At 50.5% G+C, this 21,960-nt stretch carries 28 protein-coding genes; 2 read left to right on the top strand and 26 right to left on the bottom strand.

Annotation, left to right across the window (positions count from 1 at the left end; genetic code table 11):
- Positions 1–225, top strand: a 225-nt coding sequence (locus BMW43_RS12335) for a transposase (RefSeq protein WP_143050578.1), incomplete at its 5' end; no start/stop codon positions are given.
- A gap of 164 nt (positions 226–389) precedes the next feature.
- On the opposite strand, the gene agaV is transcribed toward BMW43_RS12335, so the two are convergent.
- The 6 genes from agaV to BMW43_RS12305 all read right to left on the bottom strand — a co-directional run bounded on the left by agaV (position 390) and on the right by BMW43_RS12305 (position 4,441).
- A complete protein-coding gene (gene agaV / locus BMW43_RS12330; protein WP_091747831.1) occupies positions 390–863 on the bottom strand; it encodes a PTS N-acetylgalactosamine transporter subunit IIB in 474 nt (157 codons plus the stop codon).
- Positions 864–986: 123 nt separating this feature from the next.
- Entirely contained in the window at positions 987–1,418 is a 432-nt protein-coding gene (locus BMW43_RS12325) for a PTS sugar transporter subunit IIA (RefSeq protein ID WP_091747828.1), read from the bottom strand.
- 1 nt (position 1,419) lies between these two features.
- The gene (agaD, locus tag BMW43_RS12320; RefSeq protein ID WP_091747825.1) at positions 1,420–2,217 is read right to left on the bottom strand and encodes a PTS galactosamine transporter subunit IID; all 798 of its coding nucleotides are present in this window, start codon (positions 2,215–2,217) and stop codon (positions 1,420–1,422) included.
- A complete protein-coding gene (gene agaC, locus BMW43_RS12315) occupies positions 2,204–3,001 on the bottom strand; it encodes a PTS galactosamine transporter subunit IIC (RefSeq protein WP_091747822.1) in 798 nt (265 codons plus the stop codon). The genes agaD and agaC overlap by 14 nt, the downstream gene beginning before the upstream one ends.
- A 26-nt stretch (positions 3,002–3,027) precedes the next feature.
- Positions 3,028–3,498 (bottom strand): PTS galactosamine transporter subunit IIB, encoded by a 471-nt coding sequence (agaB, locus tag BMW43_RS12310; RefSeq protein WP_091747819.1) that lies wholly within the window; start codon positions 3,496–3,498, stop codon positions 3,028–3,030.
- A gap of 211 nt (positions 3,499–3,709) precedes the next feature.
- Entirely contained in the window at positions 3,710–4,441 is a 732-nt protein-coding gene (locus BMW43_RS12305) for a GntR family transcriptional regulator (RefSeq protein WP_218140671.1), read from the bottom strand.
- 300 nt (positions 4,442–4,741) lie between these two features.
- Between BMW43_RS12305 and BMW43_RS12300 the strand changes: the two genes are divergently transcribed.
- Complete coding sequence (locus BMW43_RS12300; RefSeq protein ID WP_091747814.1) at positions 4,742–5,725, top strand: P1 family peptidase; 984 nt, start codon at positions 4,742–4,744, stop codon at positions 5,723–5,725.
- 361 nt (positions 5,726–6,086) lie between these two features.
- Here BMW43_RS12300 and BMW43_RS12295 read toward each other — a convergent pair whose 3' ends face one another.
- From BMW43_RS12295 to BMW43_RS12200, 20 genes are all read right to left on the bottom strand, one after another.
- Positions 6,087–6,725 (bottom strand): N-acetylmuramoyl-L-alanine amidase family protein, encoded by a 639-nt coding sequence (locus BMW43_RS12295; protein WP_177173583.1) that lies wholly within the window; start codon positions 6,723–6,725, stop codon positions 6,087–6,089.
- Between the two features lie 337 nt (positions 6,726–7,062).
- On the bottom strand, positions 7,063–7,641 hold the full coding sequence (locus BMW43_RS12290; RefSeq protein ID WP_177173582.1) for a manganese efflux pump: 579 nt from the start codon (positions 7,639–7,641) through the stop codon (positions 7,063–7,065).
- 59 nt (positions 7,642–7,700) lie between these two features.
- On the bottom strand, positions 7,701–8,246 hold the full coding sequence (locus BMW43_RS12285) for a BMC domain-containing protein (protein WP_091747805.1): 546 nt from the start codon (positions 8,244–8,246) through the stop codon (positions 7,701–7,703).
- Between the two features lie 37 nt (positions 8,247–8,283).
- On the bottom strand, positions 8,284–9,693 hold the full coding sequence (locus tag BMW43_RS12280) for an aldehyde dehydrogenase family protein (protein ID WP_091747803.1): 1,410 nt from the start codon (positions 9,691–9,693) through the stop codon (positions 8,284–8,286).
- A gap of 24 nt (positions 9,694–9,717) precedes the next feature.
- The gene (locus BMW43_RS12275) at positions 9,718–10,698 is read right to left on the bottom strand and encodes a cob(I)yrinic acid a,c-diamide adenosyltransferase (protein WP_091747800.1); all 981 of its coding nucleotides are present in this window, start codon (positions 10,696–10,698) and stop codon (positions 9,718–9,720) included.
- A 4-nt stretch (positions 10,699–10,702) separates the two neighbouring features.
- Positions 10,703–10,987, bottom strand: coding sequence for a EutN/CcmL family microcompartment protein (locus BMW43_RS12270; RefSeq protein WP_091747797.1), 285 nt, complete (start codon positions 10,985–10,987; stop codon positions 10,703–10,705).
- Positions 10,988–11,005: 18 nt separating this feature from the next.
- Positions 11,006–11,815: a flavoprotein gene (locus BMW43_RS12265; RefSeq protein ID WP_091747794.1), complete on the bottom strand. Its 810-nt coding sequence runs from the start codon at positions 11,813–11,815 to the stop codon at positions 11,006–11,008.
- A gap of 20 nt (positions 11,816–11,835) precedes the next feature.
- Entirely contained in the window at positions 11,836–12,450 is a 615-nt protein-coding gene (gene pduL / locus BMW43_RS12260) for a phosphate propanoyltransferase (protein WP_177173585.1), read from the bottom strand.
- Positions 12,451–12,501: 51 nt separating this feature from the next.
- A complete protein-coding gene (pduA, locus tag BMW43_RS12255) occupies positions 12,502–12,789 on the bottom strand; it encodes a propanediol utilization microcompartment protein PduA (protein WP_091747791.1) in 288 nt (95 codons plus the stop codon).
- A complete protein-coding gene (locus BMW43_RS21870) occupies positions 12,789–13,415 on the bottom strand; it encodes a BMC domain-containing protein (protein ID WP_091747788.1) in 627 nt (208 codons plus the stop codon). The genes pduA (BMW43_RS12255) and BMW43_RS21870 overlap by 1 nt, the downstream gene beginning before the upstream one ends.
- Positions 13,397–13,924 (bottom strand): glycerol dehydratase reactivase beta/small subunit family protein, encoded by a 528-nt coding sequence (locus BMW43_RS12245; RefSeq protein WP_091747785.1) that lies wholly within the window; start codon positions 13,922–13,924, stop codon positions 13,397–13,399. The genes BMW43_RS21870 and BMW43_RS12245 overlap by 19 nt, the downstream gene beginning before the upstream one ends.
- Positions 13,925–13,929: 5 nt before the next feature.
- On the bottom strand, positions 13,930–15,753 hold the full coding sequence (locus BMW43_RS12240) for a diol dehydratase reactivase subunit alpha (RefSeq protein WP_091747782.1): 1,824 nt from the start codon (positions 15,751–15,753) through the stop codon (positions 13,930–13,932).
- Positions 15,754–15,770: 17 nt separating this feature from the next.
- Entirely contained in the window at positions 15,771–16,286 is a 516-nt protein-coding gene (locus tag BMW43_RS12235; RefSeq protein ID WP_091747779.1) for a diol dehydratase small subunit, read from the bottom strand.
- 19 nt (positions 16,287–16,305) lie between these two features.
- Positions 16,306–16,953 carry a propanediol/glycerol family dehydratase medium subunit gene (locus BMW43_RS12230; RefSeq protein WP_091747776.1) on the bottom strand — a complete coding sequence of 216 codons (648 nt, stop codon included), beginning with the start codon at positions 16,951–16,953 and terminating at the stop codon, positions 16,306–16,308.
- 23 nt (positions 16,954–16,976) lie between these two features.
- On the bottom strand, positions 16,977–18,647 hold the full coding sequence (locus tag BMW43_RS12225) for a propanediol/glycerol family dehydratase large subunit (RefSeq protein WP_091747774.1): 1,671 nt from the start codon (positions 18,645–18,647) through the stop codon (positions 16,977–16,979).
- A gap of 21 nt (positions 18,648–18,668) precedes the next feature.
- Entirely contained in the window at positions 18,669–19,457 is a 789-nt protein-coding gene (pduB, locus tag BMW43_RS12220) for a propanediol utilization microcompartment protein PduB (protein ID WP_091747772.1), read from the bottom strand.
- A gap of 32 nt (positions 19,458–19,489) precedes the next feature.
- A complete protein-coding gene (gene pduA / locus BMW43_RS12215) occupies positions 19,490–19,762 on the bottom strand; it encodes a propanediol utilization microcompartment protein PduA (protein ID WP_091747769.1) in 273 nt (90 codons plus the stop codon).
- The gene (locus tag BMW43_RS12210; RefSeq protein WP_091747766.1) at positions 19,755–20,198 is read right to left on the bottom strand and encodes a EutP/PduV family microcompartment system protein; all 444 of its coding nucleotides are present in this window, start codon (positions 20,196–20,198) and stop codon (positions 19,755–19,757) included. The genes pduA (BMW43_RS12215) and BMW43_RS12210 overlap by 8 nt, the downstream gene beginning before the upstream one ends.
- Before the next feature lie 3 nt (positions 20,199–20,201).
- Entirely contained in the window at positions 20,202–20,543 is a 342-nt protein-coding gene (eutS, locus tag BMW43_RS12205; protein WP_091747763.1) for an ethanolamine utilization microcompartment protein EutS, read from the bottom strand.
- Positions 20,544–20,843: 300 nt separating this feature from the next.
- Positions 20,844–21,872: a nicotinate-nucleotide--dimethylbenzimidazole phosphoribosyltransferase gene (locus BMW43_RS12200; RefSeq protein ID WP_091747760.1), complete on the bottom strand. Its 1,029-nt coding sequence runs from the start codon at positions 21,870–21,872 to the stop codon at positions 20,844–20,846.
- Positions 21,873–21,960: the final 88 nt, after the last annotated feature.

Genomic DNA, 21,960 nt, shown 5'->3' with positions numbered 1-21,960 from the left:
AACCAAAATCATATGTCCAAACGTGGCTCCCCTTATTTGCGCAGAGCTATCTGGTTAGCTGCTAATGTTGCCAAAATACATAACCCCATTTTGAAAGACTTTTACACCCAAAAAATCGCTCAAGGCAAGCATTCTTTTTCCGCAACTGGTGCTGTTGCTAGGAAGCTCACATACATAATTCATGCAGTTCTTAGAAATCAGAAACCCTATGTGCCTCTAGCTTAACTTATTGAAATCCTTTGCCTATTATAGGCTTATTTCTTGTGCCCAAAAATAACCTCCTTTTAGATTTCTTAACTTGTGGTACTTGACTTTTCATAGCTGGTCTTTTCATTTTTCTGTTTATCATTCATTCTCTTGCTGAACAGACATTCACGCTTTGTGCTATGTTAAATAAATTTTAAAATATCGAGGCTCTTCTCATCAGGCACGCGACGTATTTCCAATTTCACACCTAATTCATGCAACCTGTGAAAGGCCCGTACATCCTCATCATCTACCGATACCGTACTGGAAATTTGCTTTTTCCCTTCACTAAAATGCATATTTCCAATGTTAACTTTTTTAATCGGTACCTGCCCTGCTACAAGCCGCAATACATCCTGCGGCGTTTTGACAACCAGAAAAATCAGTTGATCCTCTGCAGCATAATGAATTTTATCAATGGTCTCCTGAAGCGTAAAATACCGGGTTTCAATGGGTTCCGCCACTGCCATATCCATCAGATTTTGCTGCACTTCATCAGTGGCAACCTGATCATTGGCCACTACAATTAAATTGGCTCCCAAATGGTTCGTCCAGGTCATGCCGACCTGACCATGAATCAAACGATTGTCAATCCTGGTTAATAAAATGTTCGGCACTATAATCACGCCCCTTATTCTTTACTTAATACAACCGATCTGGCATTGTCATGATGTGCGTACCAGTAAATATGGAGAATCCCTGATCGGCGCACCCCTTTGATACGACCCTGGCCTTGCTTGCTAAATTCCATTACTATGTCCGGAACAGGGCTGGGAAATTATCACCTTTTCAAATCTCAGCGTCCCTTTCCTGCTTGCTCTGACAACGGCATCCGCCAAGGCTTGCACCGACATTTGTTCATTCTGATAAATCGCTTCAATGATGGAGCCAATATTTACACCGGCCACTACTTCTCTGTTCTCGGCCTGCAGGGCCAGTTCCGCCGCAACTTTAAAGGGAGTCCCTCCCAGGATATCGCACACAAATAAAACCTGTCTGTCCTCATTTGCCGCCAGTATGCTCTCAAAACACTCTTTTAAGGATTTATCCGTATCTGTAGCGGTAAAGTCCACAAAATACAGTACATCCGTAGGGCCCAGCAATAGTTCAAAGGTACTTTGTAATGCTGTGGCAAATTGTCCGTGTCCGGTAACAATCATGATTTTTTTCATTTTACAATACTCCTACAAAAGAAAAGAATATGGCTGCTGCAAAAGTCGCCAGGATTAACAGCGAAGGGTTCATTTTCCGGCGTTTTAACAGATACAGCATGAACAAGGCATAGCTCATGGGCAAAAGATTGGGGAAGATTTTATCGAAAAAGTCTTTTTGTAAAGATACGCTGTGCTCCGCATTAATGGCAATCTCCGATAAGACCTCAATGTGGATATAGGACGCTATCAAGCCGCCGATTACCGTTACCCCTAAAATAGTTGCCGCTTTGGCTATGGTCCGCGAACTATCTTTTATTTTTTCCAGAGCATTCAGTCCCAGGTTATAGCCTAAATGGGTCCAGGCAATGCGCAGGGCAAATACGGTAAGATATACCGCAAAGAACAGTACCGGGCCGATAACACTTCCCTGCAGGGCAAAGGAAGCACTGATACCTGCGACAATCGGCAAAAGAGTAAACCAGAAAATGGCATCGCCAATCCCAGCCAGTGGACCAAACAAGGCTACCTTCAATCCTTTGATCAGACTCCGGTCTTCTCCATTTTCCTCCAGAGAAATAAGCAGCCCCATTAAAAACCCGACAAGATTGGGATGGGTATTAATAAACTCAAGGTTATCTTTCATCGCTGCCGCCAGCTTGGCCTTATCGCCCTGATAGATCTTGCGCAGGGCTGGCAGCATGGCAAGGGTAAACCCGCCGGCCTGCATTCTTTCATAATTAAAGCTCGCCTGTAGGAAAGATGAGATAACGCCCAGCCTGGTAATATCACTTTTTAGCAGTACCTTAGATTCCTTCATCGCAATCCTCCCCTTTCATCCCGCCGACAGCCGGCATCACCGGATACCTGTCCTTGCTATTAAAGTATTCATAAATAGCGAATGCCGTCCCCAGCAAAGCTACCGGCAATAAGTTGGAGAATTGAATAAAGGATGCAAACAAAAAGCCAATGATTAAATAGGGGATATACTGCTGTTTCAGCATAACTTTTAACAACATGCCAAACCCAACGGCCGGTAAAATGCCGCCGGCAATTTCAAAACCATGAGTCAGCCAGGCGGGCATGGATTGTACCAGCACTTGCATCGGCTCCTGTGCAACATAAGTACACAAAAATACGACGATTCCATAAGTTAGCGCCACAATCGCTGTCGTCAAAATATTTAGTTTGACAAAAGCCGCCACATTGGCTTCCTGAGCATAGGTATCGGCTTTCGCCATAAAAAAGGAAAAGCTGGAATAGTAAAACAAAATGATATACTGCATCAGGAAACTGAACGGTAAAGCCAGGCCAATTGCCGTTTGCGCTTCTACGCCGGTTGTAAATGCAATAATGGTCGTCATTACCCCGGCCAGAATAGGATTGGGCGGCTGCGTACCACCGGCCGGAGTCAGACCGGCAAAAGCCAGCTCCGTTAATCCTCCGGCAACCAGTCCCAGGTTCAAATCACCTAAAATAATTCCGGTAAACGTGCAGACAATAATCGGCCGGAACAAGAACAACCCTTCCAGCCAGAAATCAATTCCCATAATCACTGCCATAATTCCGAGTTCCAAACCCTGCAGCAAAGTAATGGTGTGCATACCTGTTTCCCCTCCCCATGAATGATTCAAATGTATTTTTTAATATCTCCCGGCGTATCCTGAATGAACACGCTTACGCCCTGCTCCAGAAGATACTTTAGATCCTGCACGTCGGTATCGTCGACATACACCTTTTTGCTTAACGGCCATTTACCCTGAACAAAATGCATATTGCCCACGTTCACTTCTTTAATTGGCACACCGCCCGCAACCAATCGTCTGACTTCTCCCGGTGTCCGGCAAATAATAAATATCTTTTGATTTGCCGAGGCTTTATGGATGACGTTTACCGTATGTTCCACCGTAAAAAAGCGGATCTGCGCACCGGATGTTTCCGCGGTAACCGCCATCAATTGTTGCTGAAGCGGGTCCTTGACAATTTCATCATCCGCTACCAGCAGTAAGTTAGCTCCCAGTGAAGTGGTCCACGTCACGCCCACTTGCCCATGCACCAGCCGGTTATCAATCCGGGTTAGCAAAATATTAGGTGTTCCCATTGGCTCTCCCCCTTGTCACATCTTCCGGTTCCCTGCTACCTGACAAAACTGTTGCCAGAACCTCCTCTCGTTAGTATGAATGTGTTGGCGCGATCAAAAAAACGGCTTCTCAGTCCATCACCTCCTCCTGGTTTTGTCATATATTATCGCAAAATAGGTAATGATGTACGTACCAGTTCAGGTTTAAAAAAACATTACATCGGCAAGCCGGCTACTTGTTCAATGTAATGCAATATTCAAATTTGTCCCCTCTGGCTATACTACGCGTATATTCGATTATATTGTCCTGCTCATAGGTATAGCGTTCAATTTTAAGACCGGGAACCGCCTTGTCAATTTGCAAATACCAGGCTTCTTCTTCGTTGATGCTGACAGCCTGAAAGACTTCCTTGGCTGAACTGATGCTGGTACTGAACTCCTGGGAGAACATATCGTACATAGCCATACTTTCCAGCTTTTCTTTCGTTAATCCAGGAAATCTTCCGACCGGAAGATACGTCGTTTCCAACATCATAGGCCTGTCATCAGCCAGACGCAACCGTACAAACTTATATACTTTGCTGTGTTCCTCAGCCTCCAGTTTGCGGGCAACTTTCCGGTCGCAGGAAAGCACCTCAAACTTCAAAACCCTGGAAGCTGGAATCTTCCCCAGCTTTTTCATCGCTTCGGTAAAGCTGTAAAATTTTAATAAATCCTGATTATATTTTAAGGGCGCAACAAAAGTACCCTTGCCATGAACGCGATAAATATATCCGTCCTTTTCCATTTCCTGCATAGCCTGCCGGACGGTGGACCGGCTAACGTTATATTGTTCACATATTTCGCGTTCCGATGGTATTTGATCGTCTTCTTTCATATTCTGCTGAATATCCTCAATCAGAATATCCATAAGCTGGCAATAAAGAGGAATCCGGCTCAATTTGTCTACGTGCGCTCTGGTCACTTCAGTAACTCCTTTAGTGGTACGTACCATTTGTGTTTATTATATAGCTCTTCTGAATAGTCTGTCAATCACTTTTATTGCCATCTGATCAAAGCTTGGTTGCCGGATATGTAAAAACCATACTTCCCGGCATTGATTTTGCTGGCCTTTTTATTTACATTTAATTAAAAAATATATAAAATGAAACCGTCAGTAGCCCTTTAGGAAACCGAACAGGAAGACTTGATGTCCATACTGCTACTGTTCCGATAGTACTCACAGTGAACAAGATAAGAAAAACTGAAAAGGAAGTTTGTTTTTATGAAACAAATAGAAATAGCCGCGTTTGACGGAATCGAAATAGGGCATGCCCAAAGCGAGACAGGGATCACCGGCTGCACAGTCATTCTTTGCCGTGATGGCGCAGTCGGCGGCGTAGATGTCAGAGGCGGTGCCCCAGGTACGCGAGAAACAGACTTATTAAATCCGCTTAACCTTATAGAAAAAATACACGCCGTTGTCCTGGCCGGCGGAAGTGCCTTCGGGCTGGCTGCCTCAACCGGTGTAATGGAATATCTTGAAACACAGGGTATTGGTTTTGACGTCGGTGTAGCCAGGGTTCCTATCGTTTGTTCTGCAGTGCTTTTTGATCTGGCGGTCGGTGACAGCAAAATCCGCCCAGACCGTGATATGGGGCTACAGGCTTGCCTTAACGCCTGTGAGTATCCTGCCGAAGGTAGCGTAGGCGCCGGATTAGGCGCTACGGTAGGCAAAGCCTTTGGCCCCCGTTTTGCCATGAAAGGCGGATTGGGAATTTACTGCTTGCAGGCAGGCAGTCTTAAAGTTGGCGCCATTGTTGCCGTTAACTGCTTTGGCGATGTAATTGATCCATTGCAGGGAAATAACATTATCGCCGGTGCTTATGATAGAAAACAAGGTTTCTTTCTAAATACAGAACAGACAATGATGGCTTCCGCTACGAATATTAATCCTTTTATCAGCAATACAACGATTGGTACTGTAATCACTAATGCAAAGCTGACCAAGGCACAGGCAAATAAGGTATCTGCGATGGCCCATAACGGTTATGCCCGGACGTTGCGTCCCTCTCATACCCTTTTCGATGGTGACACCATTTTTACTATGGCCACAGGAGAAGAAAAATCGGATGTAAGTACCGTGGGGATGCTGGCAGCAATAGCCGTAGAAAAAGCAATAATTCAAGGTGTAACGAAAGCGCAATCCATTGATGGATATATCAGTTACCGGGATATTAGGAATATCGTTGATCAAAATGCTAAGTAATGGTTCTCTCTATTCACCTTCCGGCTCAGATCACACTATTTCTTCTATAGTTACTCCAGGAAGGAACTCCCTCACCGATTCCCATTGAGCCTGCTTTAGGCGGTAAGCTTATGCTCATTGCCGTTGGACATTCGATCCATTCTTGAATTGCCGGTCTTTTCCTTCGTATTTGATAATACTGCGAATGATATATACCTAGCTATTTTAAAAGTTAAAATCTGTTTTATTATGATTGAAAAAAAACAACAAGGGGATGGCAGTGTAGCTTGTAATTGGCATGTGTTCAGCAAGCTACCAGTACCACCCCTTGTTTTACACTAAAAACAAGCATATTGCAGCTACACCGTGACGCAAAACAAAATTATTCATACAGAAAATAACTAACAATCCCCTTAAAAATCCCTTCGGCCAGTAGATTTTGGTAGGCGCTATCCACAAGACACAACGCTTCCGCCGGATTGGACAGATAGCCCATTTCAATTAAGGCTGCCGGCATCTCATTATGAACAAGCACATAAAAATCGGCCGGGCTTACCCCATGGCCTTCTGCGCAGATTTCCTCCGTCAAATGTGTTTGAATGGCGCAGGCAAGGCTGTAAGAACGTCCTTTCGGAAAATAACTGGCCGGGCCGGTAAGATTAATATTAGGTATATCATCGACATGAAGGCTTACGAAAATATCCGCTTTCGCCCGCTTAGCGACATCCACTCTGGCTTGAAGGTCGGCGTCAAGATTCGCGCCGGGTGGTGCCAGATTAACGTCCCGCGTCCGGGTCATAGTCACCGTAGCGCCTGCCTGTTTTAACTTCTTGCGCAGTTTACGGGCGACCGCCAGATTAATATCCGATTCCCGAAATCCATAGTTTATCGCCCCCGAATACGCACCGCCATGGCCGGGATCAAGGACCACAACGTGATTTACTAATGGTTTATCTTCGCCAATGCAATCATCATACCATTCACCAAAATCCTTCTGATGACAAATCTTACAGGGCCGCATGGTTATTCCTCCAATATTCGCTTTGCTACATATTATGTTAAGAATAAGGTGGAAGTTCCGGCAATTGAATACAATTCCGGCCAGCGCTGCCTTCGTTTCTAAGCTGCCCGTCATCTCGCTGTTTTTTGCCACCAGCCAAGGTTTGCAACATTTTGTCAATACATAATAAAAACAGCTATTTCCAGCATTAAACATTTGAATCATTTAGAGCTGACTATACTGGAAATGACCTAAAATCCTCAGCGGACTTTAGGTCATTTCCAGTATATATTTTGCTTTGCTCATCACTACCGTTTATCGCAAACTGCCGAAAACCTCGATCTATAGTAATCCCGTTTCACGGCGAAATGAATGAAAAAAGCTGATACAGTCCGATCACTACCAAAAGCACACCGGACAGAATAGTTGTCCGCTTTCCCGTATGAGCCGCCCCCAACAGCTTTCCGAAAACAACACCGCACCATAAAGTCAAAAAACTGAAAATGGCAATGAGACAAGGCATAATCAGCTCAGGAAAAGAAAATGCCGCCGCTTCAAACCCGATTGGAATGGCATTGACCGATAAGGCAATCCCCAGGATAAGCGCCTCCTGCGCACTGATATGCTGTGACCGGTCACGGTCGGCCTGTTCCGGACGATACATATGGTTGGTGGAAAAAACGGCGCCGCCAAGAATCCAGCTACCGATTGCCATAATGAGTACGGCCCCTGTCACATGAGCGCTTGCCACACCGAAATAGAGTTTTATCAAGCTGCCGGCTCTTTCGGCAAACCAGGTAAAGGCAAAAGCAACCACGGCAATGACACCGTTCGCCTGCCAGGAAAGTTTAATTCCTTTGACGCCGTAAGCAAGACCTACGCCCAGGTTATCGAGATTTGCCGTCAAGGCCGTAAGCAAGGCCAGAGACCAGCTCACATCGATCACGCCCTCCCTATACAAATAAAGAGTAGGGATCAGCCCTACTCTCATTTACCTTAAAAAATAACAGTGCCCAGCTTGCTATGCGGCGACGGCAGGACAAACGAGTCAATGACCTTGCCGGGAACGGCGCCCCGTCCCGCCCCGATGGCCAGCGTTACGGCCTCCACATCGCCGGTCAACGTCACAACGGCCTTGCCTCCCATAAAGCGTGCCAAACGTACTTCAATAAGCGTCACCGGCGCGCATTTGACCGCCGCGTCAGCGGCGACGATGGCGGCTGCTACCGAATAGCATTCCAAACCGCCTAAGGCCCGCAGCGTCTTTGGTGCGCCCTGCCGCTTGAGAGCAGGAATAACGCTTGGCTGCAAATTTGGTATGACAAACGAGGCGACCCGGTCGCTTTCCTGCGTAACGGCCGCGGCCGCGGCGACAGCGCTGTTTACGGCACCCACATCGCCGGCTACGAGTATGAGATATTTGCCGGGACAAATCGCCTGGGCCGTTATAATTTCCACAGCGGCGGCCTTGCACATGGCATCAGCCGCCACAATTCCTCTTGTAATTTTTTTAAATTCCACAATACCTACCGCTTGTTTCACACTGCCAACCTCCGGTCAGGCGCGCCTTTGCACCGGCTTAGACAATGGAAAAGCCGTCTACCAAAACGCACCGTCGTTGTCTCGTAAAGCTTCGAGGCGAAGTAAGACCTTCCCCGGTCGGACCGGCAATCGTAAAGGTCGTATGACCTTCACCGCCCACGCCGATGCCGGCATAGGAAGGAGCATTTTTTACAAAGATTGTCGTTTCAATCGCTTTAGCCAGCCGCGTCAAATGATCAACATTTTTCGAATGCATAATCGCCGTATGACGGTTGCCATGTTCAACCTTTACGGCCAGTTCAATGGCCGCGTCGATATCCTTGACCTGCACGACGGGCAGAATTGGCATCATAAGCTCTTCTATAACGAACGGATGGTCTGCTTCGGTTTCACATAAAACGACACGGATGCTGTCAGGTACCGTAATGCCGATTTGGCTGAGCAAATACTGAGCATCTTTTCCCACATAGTCCTTGTTGATGCCATAGGCTTTCTTGGGTTTTTCCGTCATGACGACAGCGAGAAGATCATCGATCTGCTTGCCTGCGATCAGATAAGCGCCGTATTTTTGCATATAAGAAATAAGTTCGTCCGCAACAGCACCGACAACGATAACCTCTTTTTCGGCAATACAGGGCAGATTATTGTCAAAAGAACAACCTGCCACGATATCCTTCGCCGCTTTCGGAATATCGGCCGTTGTATCGACAACGGCCGGCGGATTGCCGGCGCCGGCGCCGATAGCCTTCTTCCCGGAGGAAAGAACTGCTTTCACCACACCGGGGCCGCCTGTAGCAACAAGCATATTAATATCCCGATGACTCATCATCGCATTGGTTGCTTCCAAAGAAGGTTTTTCAATGGCCGTAAGCAGATTAGCGGGCCCGCCGGCGGCAATAATAGCCTTGTTTAAAATTTTGATCGTCGTAAGCGACGTATTTTTCGCCGTCGGATGGGGACTGAAGAAAACAGCATTGCCGGCGGCAATCATGCCGATTCCGTTGCAGATAATCGTCTCGGACGGGTTGGTCGTCGGCGTAATAGACCCGATCACGCCATAAGGTCCCATTTCATACAGCGTCAATCCATGGTCGCCGGTCTGCGCTTCCGTCCGCAAGTCTTCCGTACCGGGTGTTTTCATGGCGCCCATTTGATTTTTAATAATCTTATCGGCCACCCGGCCCATACCGGACTCTTCCACAGCCATTTTCGCCAGCAGTTCCGCATGGTTATAAGCCGCTTCCCGCATCGCCTTTATGAGTTTTTCCCGTTCGGCAATGGAAAGGGCCCGTAATTGCTTATAAGCTTCCCGCGCAGCGGCAACGCCTTCATCTACAGTCTGATAAACACCGTAATCGCCGCCGTCGTTGCCGCCGGCTGCAGACTGCTGCAGCTTGGCCAGCACTTGGGCCGCAATTTTTGTTATCAACGTTTGATCTACATTCATTTCGTTACCCCCATTCGGTTCGTTTTACCAAACAGCAAGACCAGCTTTAGCCACAGCCATGTCTTCCTCTACCGTCCCGCCGCTGACACCGATAGCACCGACTACCTGTCCTCCCGCTTCTAAGGGAAAGCCGCCGCCAAATACGACATAGCGTCCCTGTCCGTTTGACGCAAGGCCGAAAAGCGGCTGCCCGGGCTGTACGGCTTTCGCCACTTCGCTGGTCGGCATTTTTAGCGATACAGCCGTAAAGGCTTTATCCACAGCCAAAGCAATACCGGCTAAGACCGAATTGTCCATTCGTTCCTGTAAAACGAGATTGCCCCCCTGATCCACCACGGCAATAACCATGGGAATCCCCATTTCGACTGCCTTTTGTTCAGCGGCGGCTACCACCTGTTTGGCCTTGGCTAGCATGCTGCCTTCTCCTTTCCTGGCGCCATCGGCAACCGCTTCCTGCAGTGCGCCAAGCACACCGCGTGTCGCCGCAGCGATGATTTCCTCCTGTTCGGCGCAGCGGGCCAAGACAAATAGAAAATCCGACAGGCGGTTCATATAAAGAAAAACCGTTTGCGGAATCGTTTCCGTCCGCTTTGCTGTCACTACAGCTCGTTCCGCCCTTCTGACTATGCTTCTTGCCAAATCAATCGCCGCACTGACCGCACTGGCTCCCGGCGTAATGAAATATTTCTGCGGAATCCGCTTTTCTTCCAGTTCGTCAATCTGCTGCTCCAGCGATGCAATATGACCTTCCGTAATGAGATACTGCCGGTCCTTCTTTAGCTCCAGTGTCGCCAAGTCACCACAAAGCAAAATCAAATCCTGCTGTACCTGTTCAATTTTTTCACAAACCCACTGCTGTTTCGCTAAGGCTTTGGCCATCCCAAGGGCTGCTGACGCTTCATCAAGCGTACCATAGACCTGAATGCGCACATGGTCCTTCGGAACCCGTTCCCGACTGAAAAGACTTGTCTCGCCCTTGTCGCCTGTTTTCGTATATACCTTCATATGGTTACTCCTCAACGAGCAATTGATTTAGCTCGATCGTATCGATGATACCGATGATCGCCGCATCAACAGCCGCCTCCGGATCTCCTATTACATGCCTTGCCGAACTGCCTGTTACGACAAGCACAGACTCACCGGTGCCGGCGCCGATTGCATCAACGGCTACAACAAGGCTGTCGCCTTGACTATGGCAAAACTTTAAAGGCTTCACAATTAAAAGTTTGCACCCTGTCAGACTATCATCTTTTGGTGTTGCGACAAGTGTTCCCACAACTTTTCCCAACCACATAACGATCGCTCCTATCGCTTAAGCTTCTTCAAACTGAAAGATAATATGGGCGTCTCTGGCCATATCGCGGGCCAGCGGCGTAATGATCGTTTCCGGTGACAGCGAAAGGGTCTGGACGCCTTGCGCCAGAGCGGCCTGTACGGCTTTCGCGTCAAGCACCGTCCGTTTTCCCCGTTCTTTCACCGCCGGTTTCGCCACGTTTGTCTTCTGCCGTGCCGCTTTACCGCAAGAAGCCGCACAGGCCGCTGCCAGCTCACTGGCAGCAACAAGCTGAACGCCATATAAAGAAATAGTCTCCAGGTTTTTTCTAAGCTTCTCCAGCAAGGCCGGCGCTGCTTTCCCCATATTTTTTTCTTTTCGGCTCCCATCCTGTGGATCGGCTGCATTGCTTGCCGCGACGACCGGTTTTCCCATCATCAGCGCCTGCATAATAACGGTGCTGCAAAGTGAGTCTGCCTGCGTCGCCGCTATTCTCGCCGCCGTGTTCTGCGTTAGGACAGGAATCAAGACAAGTTCCGCTTCCCGCAATTCTTTTCCCGGATAGGGAGACCGGCCGGTCATGATTTTCACGTCCCGCCCGAGCTGCGCTTGAATCCGCTCCAGACCAATCACCGTTTCGGCCGCTGCCGATAAAAGGACCGTAAAAGAAAAGCCGCGGGTCTGCAAAGTCTTTACCTGCGCCAGGCTTTCCTCAAGTCCCAGCAGGCCGCCGGTAAATACGGCCAGTGCCGAGACCTTTTGGGAAAAAGGCGGCGGAGTTTGCGGCGCCTCACCGAGTCTGCGCAGTACCTCCGCCACAATTTGTTCGACCAGCACATCATAATCCATCTATGATGCACCTCCTGACTCTATAACAAAGTAACGGTATCGCCATTTTTTAATCCCAAGGCATTGGCCTCATCCGTATCAACATGCATTTCCAGCCGGAAATGCTCCTGTACGCGAATTAAAACTTCCTTAAGGGTACCGCCGCGGACACCGCCGAATGATACGGTGGCCACATCACCGTCCCGCACACCAAAACGCTGCGCCGTTTCGCAGTTCATATGGATATGCCGGATGGCACAGATGACACCTTCCTGTAATGTAACGGCGCCACAGGGACCGACAACAACAATGCCGGCCGATCCCTTTATGTCGCCGGAGTTACGAAACGGCGGCTTGATGCCCAGGCCAAACGCATCGGTCAGGGAAAGTTCTATCTGCGTAAAGCTCCGGAGCGGTCCCAAGATGCGGACACCACGCATCGTTCCCTTCGGCCCGACAAGCGTAACCGTTTCCTCGGCGGCAAATTCGCCGATTTGATTTAATTCTTTTTTCTTCGTAAGGCTTTTCCCGCGGCCAAACAAGATCTCCATGTGTTCAGCAGAAAGGTGGATGTGACGGTTCGATACACCAACTGGTATCCCCTCCGGCTGATGAAGGGCAGCCATAACCTGCTGCACCACTTGCTTAATAAGCATCTCTTCTTCCAACTGACTCACTCCCGCCGTTCTCCCGTTGTCTGGGCTGTCTTACTCGCCGCCGCCAATTTTAGGCAGAATTTTTTCCACATCCGTATGGGGACGGGGAATCACGTGAACGGAAACGAGTTCTCCCACTTTTCCCGCTGCAGCGGCGCCGCTGTCGGTCGCTGCCTTTACAGCGCCTACGTCCCCGCGGACCATCACCGTAACAAGGCCTGACCCGATTTTTTCATAACCAATGAGTATGACATTGGCTGCTTTAACCATGGCGTCAGCCGCTTCAATCGCGCTGACAAGACCTTTTGTTTCAACCATTCCTAATGCTTCTCCCCGCATTATGATTCCTCCTTATGTTTGAGTTCGTTATAGTGGATGCAATTTGCCCGCGGTTCTCCCTTGTGTCTGTCACAAAGTGGATCGCCGCAAAGATTGCAAAGCTCTTCCGGTTGCTTCTGCAGGGCCAAGCCTGCCTTTGTTGCCGGCTCTGCCGGAACCTTTGACGTTTCAGCCGCTGCCTGCACGGCTTCCGGTATGGCCGCCCCGGCCATGGCTTGGCTCTGTTCGACTGCTGCCGGATCATTGTCAACAGGCACCGTCGCCTGGTAAACCGGCGTTTTTGCTGCAACCGCAGGCGTCTCCTCCGGCGGCTGCTCCACCGGAACAGGCTGCCGGTAACCGACCGTATCTTTGGTAAACAACAACTTATCGACTTCACCATGAGGCCGGGGAATTACATGAGCACCCCAAACGGAAGTCATTTGGGCAGCAGCCATTTTCCCTGCCGCAACGGCGGCCGTAACGGCCCCTACGTCGCCAAACAATTTGACGGTTGTCAAGCCGCCGCCTTTGGCCAGTTCATAGCCGAGAAGTTTTACATTCGCCGCCTTCACAGCCGCATCGGCTGCCGCAACAGCGGCTGCCAAGCCGACTGTTTCGATTAAGCCTAGCGCTTGTCTGACCATGTTCCTACACCTCCCCCATGGCCGTTAGCCGATTCTTGTAAAATTCGCTGCACGATGGCGGCTACAAGGCTCTCCATTGCAGCAGTATCTTGTTCTACAGCCATACTTTGCTGCTCCCTGCAGCTTGCCGCCTTTGTCTCCGGTTCCGGCTCAATCCCTTTAAAGGGGATTCCCTTTACCAGTCTGGCCGCATTGTAGCCCAGAGACCGCCAGACAGCAGGCTGCTGTTCCGCTGATAGAAAGAGCGGTTTTCCCACTGGCAGCTTAGCATAGTGGACCGCTATCTCCCCATCTGTCACACCGACACCGACAGCAAGCTGTGACTGCACGGCCGCCTCGTGGGCCAGAACACCGGCACCTTCTTCTTGCTCTGTCGCATCCGCGATCTGACAGGGAATGCCTTCCTCTTCCATGCCTGCCGTCAGTTCGCGCAGTTTTCTCTCCCTGTCTTTGTGCGGAACGATTCGAATAAAAATGCAGGGCCTGTTGGCACCTTGATTAGCCGGCATATTCCTCACTCCTCTCCCGCAAAGTAGGAAAGGACCAGACCGGTCGCGACGGCATTACGCGGGCCTTCCGTACCGCGGATGTTACCGCGGCCGCAGACAATGCCGTATTCGCCGAGCGCGTCGGTGACCATATCGGCTACTTCAAAATCAAGGGCTGATCCGCCGACGAGAACGACAAATTCAATATGGCGAATATTGCCCGTCGGCGCTACCCGGGCCAATGAACGCAGCGAATTGGTCACAAAAACGCGTTTTTTTGCTTCACGCCGCACATGACGGATTTTATCCAGGGGATGATCGGACGGAATGGGCACCATGTCGTTTTCTTTTAAAATAACGACACGGGAAAATACCTGGGGCGGCAGATTTTCTTCAAAAAAGCGGACCGTGCCGTCTTCCAGGCGGATATGGTAAAGGCTTTCCACCTTCGCCAGGGGATACTTCTTGATATCCTCCGCCAGATCAAAGTCATTAAGCCCCAGTTCCGAATTGATGAGCATCGTTACCATATCGCCGGCACCGGCCAAATGAATGGATTCGATTTTTTCCTGCCTGGTAATAATGGCTGCATCGGTCGAACCGCCACCCATGTCGAGAATGGCCAGCGGTTTGTCCGTACCGGGTGTCGTCAGCGCGCCCCGGATGGCCATATTGGCTTCCACGCCGGCGATAACCACGGAAACCTGCAGCCGTTCCTGCAATTGATCGGCAATCTGCTGCATCGGCAGTCGCGATGTTTTTACCATGGCGGCTAAGGCCACAGCGTTTTCCAGGGCAAATTCACCGGCCAGGCCACCTTGTACTTTTTGCGGTACGAAGGTATCCACGGCAAGCAGGTCCTGGATTTTCATGTCGCCCACAGGCTGCGACGTCAAATCGCTCATAACCTGTCTGACCCGTTCGAGCATACCGTTTACGTTTGTTCCCTTCTCGCCCTGGATATCAATCACCGGCTGCACCCGTTCCACCGTTTCCATAATTTTGCGGGCGCCTGCTTCCACATCAATATCTTCGCGGCCCTTTTCACCGACCAGTGTGATAAACCCGGCCGGAATCGTTCTTGCCTTCACATCACCGGCCGGGGTCCGTACCACAACGGCGGACCGGTTACCGATCAGCGCACGGGCAATGGGAACGATGAGCTTCGTCTCATCAGGCGACAGCTCAAAAACCGTGGCAATCCCGTAGGGATTAGACAGCGTCTGAATGGTCTGACCGGGCAAAGCCACTTCTACGGCCGCCAGCATGTGCAGCGGGACCTTGTCGATCAGCGTGACTTCATCGATGATCGGAATGGCTTTACGCAGCCTGTTGGTAATCAGCACGGCATCGTCCTGGCGTACGATCGCTCCCTGCAAATCAACGCCGCGGTCAATCGCCTGGTTAAGCGTTTTTGCCGCTTCTTCAAAGTCAATGCCGCCAGGTACAACGCAAATAATTTTTGCTCCTGCTCCGGCAGCCGTCAGCTCCCCGTAGGGAATGGTAACACCGACGCCAAGACCGATGCCGCCCGGCGTGGAAGGGTTATGGCCGATCATTGTCGATTCCGTAATAATCGTTTCCGTAATCGTCTCCATAGCCAGATCACCAATAACCGGTGTTGCTTCATTCAGGCGGATTTCTTTGATATCGCTCAGGGAAACGCCCGATGCTTTAACAGCCTCCTGCAAGGCGACGATAATGCCCGGCACATTGGCGACCGTTCCTTTTATACCGGTGGTTTTCACAATACTGCTTGATAAATAGGTACGCCTGGTACTGCTGTCAACCTGAACCAGGCAAACTTCGGTTGTTGAGTTTCCAACATCTACGCCTGCAATGATTGTCATGGCAACCCCATCCTACTCTAGTCTGCTCTTAACCGGTTGCGCCGCTCGTATACGTCAGCCGCCTCGCGGACCAAAGCTGCGCTCATTACGGCTTTATATTTGGTTTCCAGTTCATCGGCAATGCCAGACAGTTCTTCTTTCGTGGAGCGATAGGGGCGCAGTGCATTGTAGATTTCCAATATGCGTTTATCAGGAACAGCGGTCAGTTCCGCTGCCCGGCGCAGATTGTTGCCGAACTGCGTCCGGCCGACGCCGTCGGCGATTTCAGCCTGCATGCGCAGCGTTTCCGGCGCGATACGCACATCCTCCGGCGCAACCTGTCCGGCCAGTACGCTGTCCAGCGTAATATCGGCCAGTTTTTTTCCTGTAGGAGTTTTTAGCGAGTCAGCCCGTTTGGCCGACAAGGGATAATCGCTGGCGGGGCACAGGCCCGTCTTAGCCGGAGCTGCCTGCGGCGCGGCCGCAGCGCCCCCCTGGTACATGGACTGCAATACTTGCCGAACGATTTCTTCCACTAATTTTTCCTGAGACATGGTGTTCACCTCCGTTGACTTAAAATTTCACTTCTACTTCTACCGGTTTCTTGCCGGGAATAACGTGTTCCGTTTCTTTGATATGAAGCACGGCTGCTTTGGCCTGGTATTTTGGCCGGGCCATCTGATCATTTTTCGTCGGAACCGGCGTAGGCGATTCGCCTTTGGCGTATTTGGCCGCATTTTTGCCGATAGCGCGATACGTAGGCAGATCAATGAGCGGCGACTGTGAAAATAACTCCAGATTGCTCAAGGGCGGCAAATCTTTCTGGTGAATAACCGTCGTGCCGCGCGACTGGATGCCGATGGCAATTCCGGAGCCGCTTAATTTTGTTGCGTCATGGGCGGCAAAATCCACGTCGGATGTTCTGAGCACCCGTACAACACGGGCCTGAATGCCTTCTTCCTCAATACCGGCGATAATTTCCCGCAGAACATCGCTGTGAGGAATATTGACAATTGTTTTATTCTGGTATTTACCAAAAGCCGGCGCCAGGGCGATGACCACTTCATCGGTACGCGTTCCCGGGCGGGCGTCGCCTTTTTCCACCAGTGTCATCGGACGGCCCTGCACCACCGGTTTACTTGGTGCTGCCGCAGTCGGCGGTTCCATTCCCTGCATAACTTGCAGGACAATTTCACGAATCATTTGTTCGCTAATTTGCATTTTTTACGCACCTCTTTCCCGACTCAAACATCGAAATCAGACGGATTGATCGCCTGACTGATATTTTTAATTTCCTCCCAGCGCGCATCGCTGAGACGATAACCGGTTCCGGGGCCCTGGTAGTCATTTTGCTGATTAACGGCGCTGATGACATTAAAGTCTTTATCCAAAATGGCGGCTGTATGGAGATAGTCGCCGGAAATGCGCTGTTTAAGCAAATTGAGTACATTCGAAGCCACATCATTAAAGCCGGCTTTCGATAAGGCTTTAATCACATCAAGCCCCGTAATCCCGCGGCTCATCAGCTCCTGGGCAGCTTTCAGGTCTTCAACAATGTTGCGCGGCGGCATATCGTTGCTGCCATGGGCATAAGTGGCGGCTTCCACTTCTTCGTCCGTAATGGCCGGGAAGCCCAGTTCTCTGAAAACAGCCTGAATGGCCTTCGCTGCTTTATTGCGAACACGGATGATCTCTTCTTCCGAAACAGGGCGGAGACCACCGTCGACCTTGAGGTCACGCTGCAGAATATTCCAATCGTCATAATCCTCTACATCCCAGTTGGAACCGGCAAACATGTTGTCATAGTTCGGCGTTCCGCTGTAGCCGGAGCAGATGAAGTCCGTACCCGGCAGGAACTGCATAAGTGTGCGGGCCGTACGGCGAATGTCGGAATGAGTGAAGGTCTGGTCATTGCTGGAGGCAACTTCCAGGTCGATCATGGCGGCGCAGAGATTTTCCGCCAGAACAGCGCGGATACCGGAGGGAACGGCTGCCGGTACACCGATGCAGCTTACGGAACCGTTTTGCAGTCCCTGCACACCGGCACCTCTGGTGACCATGATGCAGCGGATTTCCAGATACAGCATCGATTTGCCCTCGGCATAACCCATCTGTACTTCTGAACCGGTCCCGGATGTAAAGCGCATTTTCAGACCCCGTGAGGCATAGGCCGATGCGAGGAATGCCTTCGACCAGGGAGTATCATCACCGTCGACAAATACATTTTCCGTACCGTATACGGAAATCGTTTCCGCATACGCCGTGATACCGCGCATGCCCAGTTCAAGCTCCGTCGCTTCTTCCAGGGCGCATTGAATGAGTGTGCCGCCGCGGCCAACCTGACTGCCCAACAGCAGGGCCAGCGCATTAAAGGGGGCATAACGGACAACGGCAACGGTCGTTTCCATTTCGTCGAAACCGCGCAGGGACGCTTCGGCGCCATCGGCCGCAATCAGTACGGGATTGTCTTTCACGTTCGTAATATGGCATTGGTTTGAAGGCGTTTTGCGGGCGCGCATCTTTTGCAAAGCCATCATCATTTCCACTACGTTCATCTGATTAAATACGTCGACCAGTTTGGCCGCCGTAAGACCGCGAACGATTTTGACGATTTCCTGGCGGGGCACGTGAATATCAACAAGCATTTTGGCGATTTCCGTGCTGTCCATGGCCATCGCCTGTTCGGCGATCGAAGCGTCGATCGCATAGTCGGCGATAAACTGATCAATAAAATCGAACTTGTCGCGGAGAATACCATCCATTTCTACGATTTTACCGTTTTGCACCTTAATGCTCGGCGTCGGATCATTCGGACTGCCCATGGCAATCAACCCGACCTCCGGCCAATCTACTACGAACCCATCCTGATTGACGGGACGGGCTTCCAACGCTTGCACGCGTTTTGATCTCTTCATGCTAAATCCCCTCCTCGTCAGTTAGATATAAGGCGTTGTCGAAGACGGAGCCGGTCCGCCCATCGCTTCGAGCAGCTTTCTGCCCGCCTCTTTTGCGGCCAGAACAGACTGCCGGACAGCACCGGAATCACCGCTGATCATGATAATCACTTCGTTGGAAAAGCTGGTGCCCTGAGCGGGACTGGAATAACCGATCAATTCAACATTGGCCGTTTTTACCGCCACATCGGACATGAGCACACCGATAGCGGCAGGCGCGCCGACAATCAGACCGAAGGCTTTGCCGAGCGGCGCGTTAAAAGCTTTATTGATTGCATAGCTGGCCCGGGCCGTATATTGCAGTTCAATATGGCCGGCGTCATTGCCGTATACATCACCGAACGTGCGGTTCAGTTCCTTCAAGGCCACTTCCACAGCCCGTCTTGCGTCGGAAACCTCTTCGGCCCCAAAAATAATCAAGCTGCCATGGCCGGCGCCGCCTTTCGTATCACGGGCCAACTCGATGGCTACGATTTCCGTATTGGTCGCTTTGACCGCTTCATCGGCAGCCATAATGTGAGGGCCGGCACCGGTACGGGCGCCTAAAATACCGATAGAGCGGTACTTGGGGTCAATCTTCATCATTTCATGCAGCGAAGGGTCTACATTGGCAATCACAAGGCCAATCGTATCGCCGATGGCCGTTCCGACAAATTCGGTCATGCCCGGATTTGCCGGACAAGCCGCGGCTTGAGCTTTACTGGCCGGCGCCTGCTCTTCCATCCTTTTCTTAATTTCATCCATTACCTTGTCAATCAATTGTTCTTGCATTTATCTGGTCACCTCCATAATATTTCCCTGGCTTACACCTTCGGTAAAATTTTTTCCACATCAGTATGAGGACGAGGAATTACATGAACGGAAACGACCTCCCCTACCTTACGGGCTGCCGCTGCGCCTGCATCGGCAGCCGATTTGACGGCTCCCACATCACCCCGCACCATAACGGTTACAAGACCGGAACCGATCCTTTCGTAGCCGACGAGGATGACGTTGGCCGATTTGACCATGGCATCAGCCGCTTCAATCGCGCCAACCAGGCCTTTCGTTTCCACCATTCCTAAAGCTTCACTCATTGTCGCACCTCCTTTCGAGGAATTTCAGCAATGTTTCTATTCCTTCTCCTGTAAAAGCAGACACAGCAAAAATAGGACCGCTGACCCCGCTTTCCAAAAGACGAACACGAGCTTGTTCCGGTCTGGCCTCAGGCGAATCGATTTTCGTAATGATCCCGATGGATTGCCTGGCAAACATGGTCGCAAAACCGGGCGGCAGTACCGGACCGGTACGAATGCCATCCTGCACAACCGCAATGAGCGACGCCTGGGACGCGGTTACCATGAGCGCCGAGTAAAGCCGCGGCATCTGGGCATATTCGCCCGGTGTATCAATCGTACCGTCATGAAACATGATGGCCTGCGTCTTTGCCACCTGTTGCTCTTTTTTTTCCAATGCATGAATCAGCGATGTCTTCCCTGCACCGACAGCGCCGACAAACATAACCTGCCGCATCGGCTAGGAGCGCGTAACCTTCGGCCCGGAAAAGCCCAGTCCGTCACCAAGCAGATGAACGACCTGGTTAAGCGCCGCCTCCACCGCCGAAATATTGCCGGTAATAACCACAGAACCCGTAAAACGGTCCATAAAACCGATGGTCACAGCGGCGGTCTTCGTTGCCGCATCGGCGGCGATAATGGCTGCTTCACAGGGAGTGATCGTTAAAATTCCGATCGCCGAAACAGCAGTGAGACCGAGTTTTTCGCATAAATCCTTTTTGGGATTGGCAATCAAATGAGCAAGAGTCACCTGCTTGCCCGGCACATACTCTTGAACCATGCGCGGTTTGTCTAAGGCCATAGCATCCTCCACGTTGTGCTAAATCATCGTTGTCTTTACACATATTTGATTTTTCTGTCTTTCTACCTTGCTTAAATTTTGCCAAGCGACCGTACATAATTGCTGCTTTCAAAAAAGCTTTTTTCCCCCTTCCTCCCCAGGGAAAAAGCAATAGGATTATTTTGTTGTATTACCCTATTTCTTTTACAAAAAAAGAGAAAGCGCCCTTCTTTACTAAGAAGGGTACTTTCTCTTCCTAATTTAAAAACGCAAAAGGATTTTACCGCAAGGAGGGACAGACCACTCGCTATGACCGGTTTCCTACATGGCCAGTTCCTTCTTGCCCGCCTCGGCCAAAAAATCGGAAATCCTCGCCACATGCTGCATGGCATAAAGCATGGTTTTCAGCATAGACACCATCAGCACTGCGCCGGTACCTTCCCCGAGGCCCATGCCGGCGTGAATGATCACATCTTCAGCCATAATGTTGCCCAACAGGAGACAGTAGGCCATACCGGGTTCCTTGGACATATGGGACGGCAGCGCGTAACGGTCCAGTTTGCTGTCGATGCGGACGGCACAGGCGTAAGCCACAGCCGTAATAAATCCGTCCAGCACAAAAGGAATCTTTAGTTTGCCGCATTCGACCATACTGGCACACATGGCCACAATATCAAAACCGCCCACACAGCGCAAAATATCTTCTACGTCGTGAAGCTTGACCATGTGCTTTTCGACGCCCTTCTCTACAATAAGCCGCTTGCGCCGCAGTGCTTCGGGCGATTTGAGTCCGGCGCCGTGGCCGACGACAAATTCAGGCGGCATCCCGGTCAGTGCATGGAGCACCGCCGACGAAGTCGTTGTATTGCCAATGCCCATTTCGCCAAAGGACAAAAGATTTGCTTGTTTTTCCCTTACGGCTTGTTGCACCCGTTCCACGCCAACCTGCCAGGCTTGTTGAAACTCCTCGCGGCTCATCGCTTCTTCTTTCATAAAGTTTTTTGTCCCGAAGGCAACTTTTTTGTTGATGCCTGCTTCGCGCTTATCGCGAATGCCTATGTCGATCACTTCATAGGGAATCTGATTGATTTGACAAAAGCAACTGACTGTTGCCAGACCGGCCGCCATATTGCGCGCCTGCAAATAGGTAAATTCAACCGGGTCCGGCGCGACAGCCTCTTCGACGACACCATTATCGGCCGCATAAATGATGTGATAGGGGCGAATTTTCTTATCAAGTCTGCCCCAGGCCAAAAGCACCTTTTTCAGATGTTTTTCCAAAAGGCCCAGGCTATGGAGCGGCTTGGCCGCACCGTCAATCAGTTCATCAACCACTTTTTCAAAATCCATCGTCTTTCCCTCCTATGGTGAATTATTGTCCGTAATCATCCCGACCGACAAAAAGCACCTGCCTAAAAGGCAGGTGCTTTGACTTCCA

Origin of the sequence: Propionispora vibrioides (genome assembly GCF_900110485.1) — a bacterium.
Taxonomy (GTDB): domain Bacteria; phylum Bacillota; class Negativicutes; order Propionisporales; family Propionisporaceae; genus Propionispora; species Propionispora vibrioides.
Note: the sequence above shows the minus strand (reverse complement) of the source record. Positions and strands in the feature narration are given on the sequence as shown.

Bases quoted from the DNA above. Each gene is read 5' to 3' on its own strand.
- BMW43_RS12325 (WP_091747828.1), bottom strand. From the start codon at position 1,418: ATGAAAAAAATCATGATTGTTACCGGACACGGACAATTTGCCACAGCA.
- agaD (WP_091747825.1), bottom strand. From the start codon at position 2,217: ATGAAGGAATCTAAGGTACTGCTAAAAAGTGATATTACCAGGCTGGGC.
- agaC (WP_091747822.1), bottom strand. From the start codon at position 3,001: ATGCACACCATTACTTTGCTGCAGGGTTTGGAACTCGGAATTATGGCA.
- agaB (WP_091747819.1), bottom strand. From the start codon at position 3,498: ATGGGAACACCTAATATTTTGCTAACCCGGATTGATAACCGGCTGGTG.
- BMW43_RS12300 (WP_091747814.1), top strand. From the start codon at position 4,742: ATGAAACAAATAGAAATAGCCGCGTTTGACGGAATCGAAATAGGGCAT.
- BMW43_RS12295 (WP_177173583.1), bottom strand. From the start codon at position 6,725: ATGCGGCCCTGTAAGATTTGTCATCAGAAGGATTTTGGTGAATGGTAT.
- BMW43_RS12280 (WP_091747803.1), bottom strand. From the start codon at position 9,693: ATGAATGTAGATCAAACGTTGATAACAAAAATTGCGGCCCAAGTGCTG.
- BMW43_RS12275 (WP_091747800.1), bottom strand. From the start codon at position 10,698: ATGAAGGTATATACGAAAACAGGCGACAAGGGCGAGACAAGTCTTTTC.
- BMW43_RS12270 (WP_091747797.1), bottom strand. From the start codon at position 10,987: ATGTGGTTGGGAAAAGTTGTGGGAACACTTGTCGCAACACCAAAAGAT.
- BMW43_RS12265 (WP_091747794.1), bottom strand. From the start codon at position 11,815: ATGGATTATGATGTGCTGGTCGAACAAATTGTGGCGGAGGTACTGCGC.
- pduL (WP_177173585.1), bottom strand. From the start codon at position 12,450: ATGCTTATTAAGCAAGTGGTGCAGCAGGTTATGGCTGCCCTTCATCAG.
- pduA (WP_091747791.1), bottom strand. From the start codon at position 12,789: ATGCGGGGAGAAGCATTAGGAATGGTTGAAACAAAAGGTCTTGTCAGC.
- BMW43_RS21870 (WP_091747788.1), bottom strand. From the start codon at position 13,415: ATGGTCAGACAAGCGCTAGGCTTAATCGAAACAGTCGGCTTGGCAGCC.
- BMW43_RS12245 (WP_091747785.1), bottom strand. From the start codon at position 13,924: ATGCCGGCTAATCAAGGTGCCAACAGGCCCTGCATTTTTATTCGAATC.
- BMW43_RS12240 (WP_091747782.1), bottom strand. From the start codon at position 15,753: ATGACAATCATTGCAGGCGTAGATGTTGGAAACTCAACAACCGAAGTT.
- BMW43_RS12235 (WP_091747779.1), bottom strand. From the start codon at position 16,286: ATGTCTCAGGAAAAATTAGTGGAAGAAATCGTTCGGCAAGTATTGCAG.
- BMW43_RS12230 (WP_091747776.1), bottom strand. From the start codon at position 16,953: ATGCAAATTAGCGAACAAATGATTCGTGAAATTGTCCTGCAAGTTATG.
- BMW43_RS12225 (WP_091747774.1), bottom strand. From the start codon at position 18,647: ATGAAGAGATCAAAACGCGTGCAAGCGTTGGAAGCCCGTCCCGTCAAT.
- pduB (WP_091747772.1), bottom strand. From the start codon at position 19,457: ATGCAAGAACAATTGATTGACAAGGTAATGGATGAAATTAAGAAAAGG.
- pduA (WP_091747769.1), bottom strand. From the start codon at position 19,762: ATGAGTGAAGCTTTAGGAATGGTGGAAACGAAAGGCCTGGTTGGCGCG.
- BMW43_RS12210 (WP_091747766.1), bottom strand. From the start codon at position 20,198: ATGCGGCAGGTTATGTTTGTCGGCGCTGTCGGTGCAGGGAAGACATCG.
- eutS (WP_091747763.1), bottom strand. From the start codon at position 20,543: ATGGCCTTAGACAAACCGCGCATGGTTCAAGAGTATGTGCCGGGCAAG.
- BMW43_RS12200 (WP_091747760.1), bottom strand. From the start codon at position 21,872: ATGGATTTTGAAAAAGTGGTTGATGAACTGATTGACGGTGCGGCCAAG.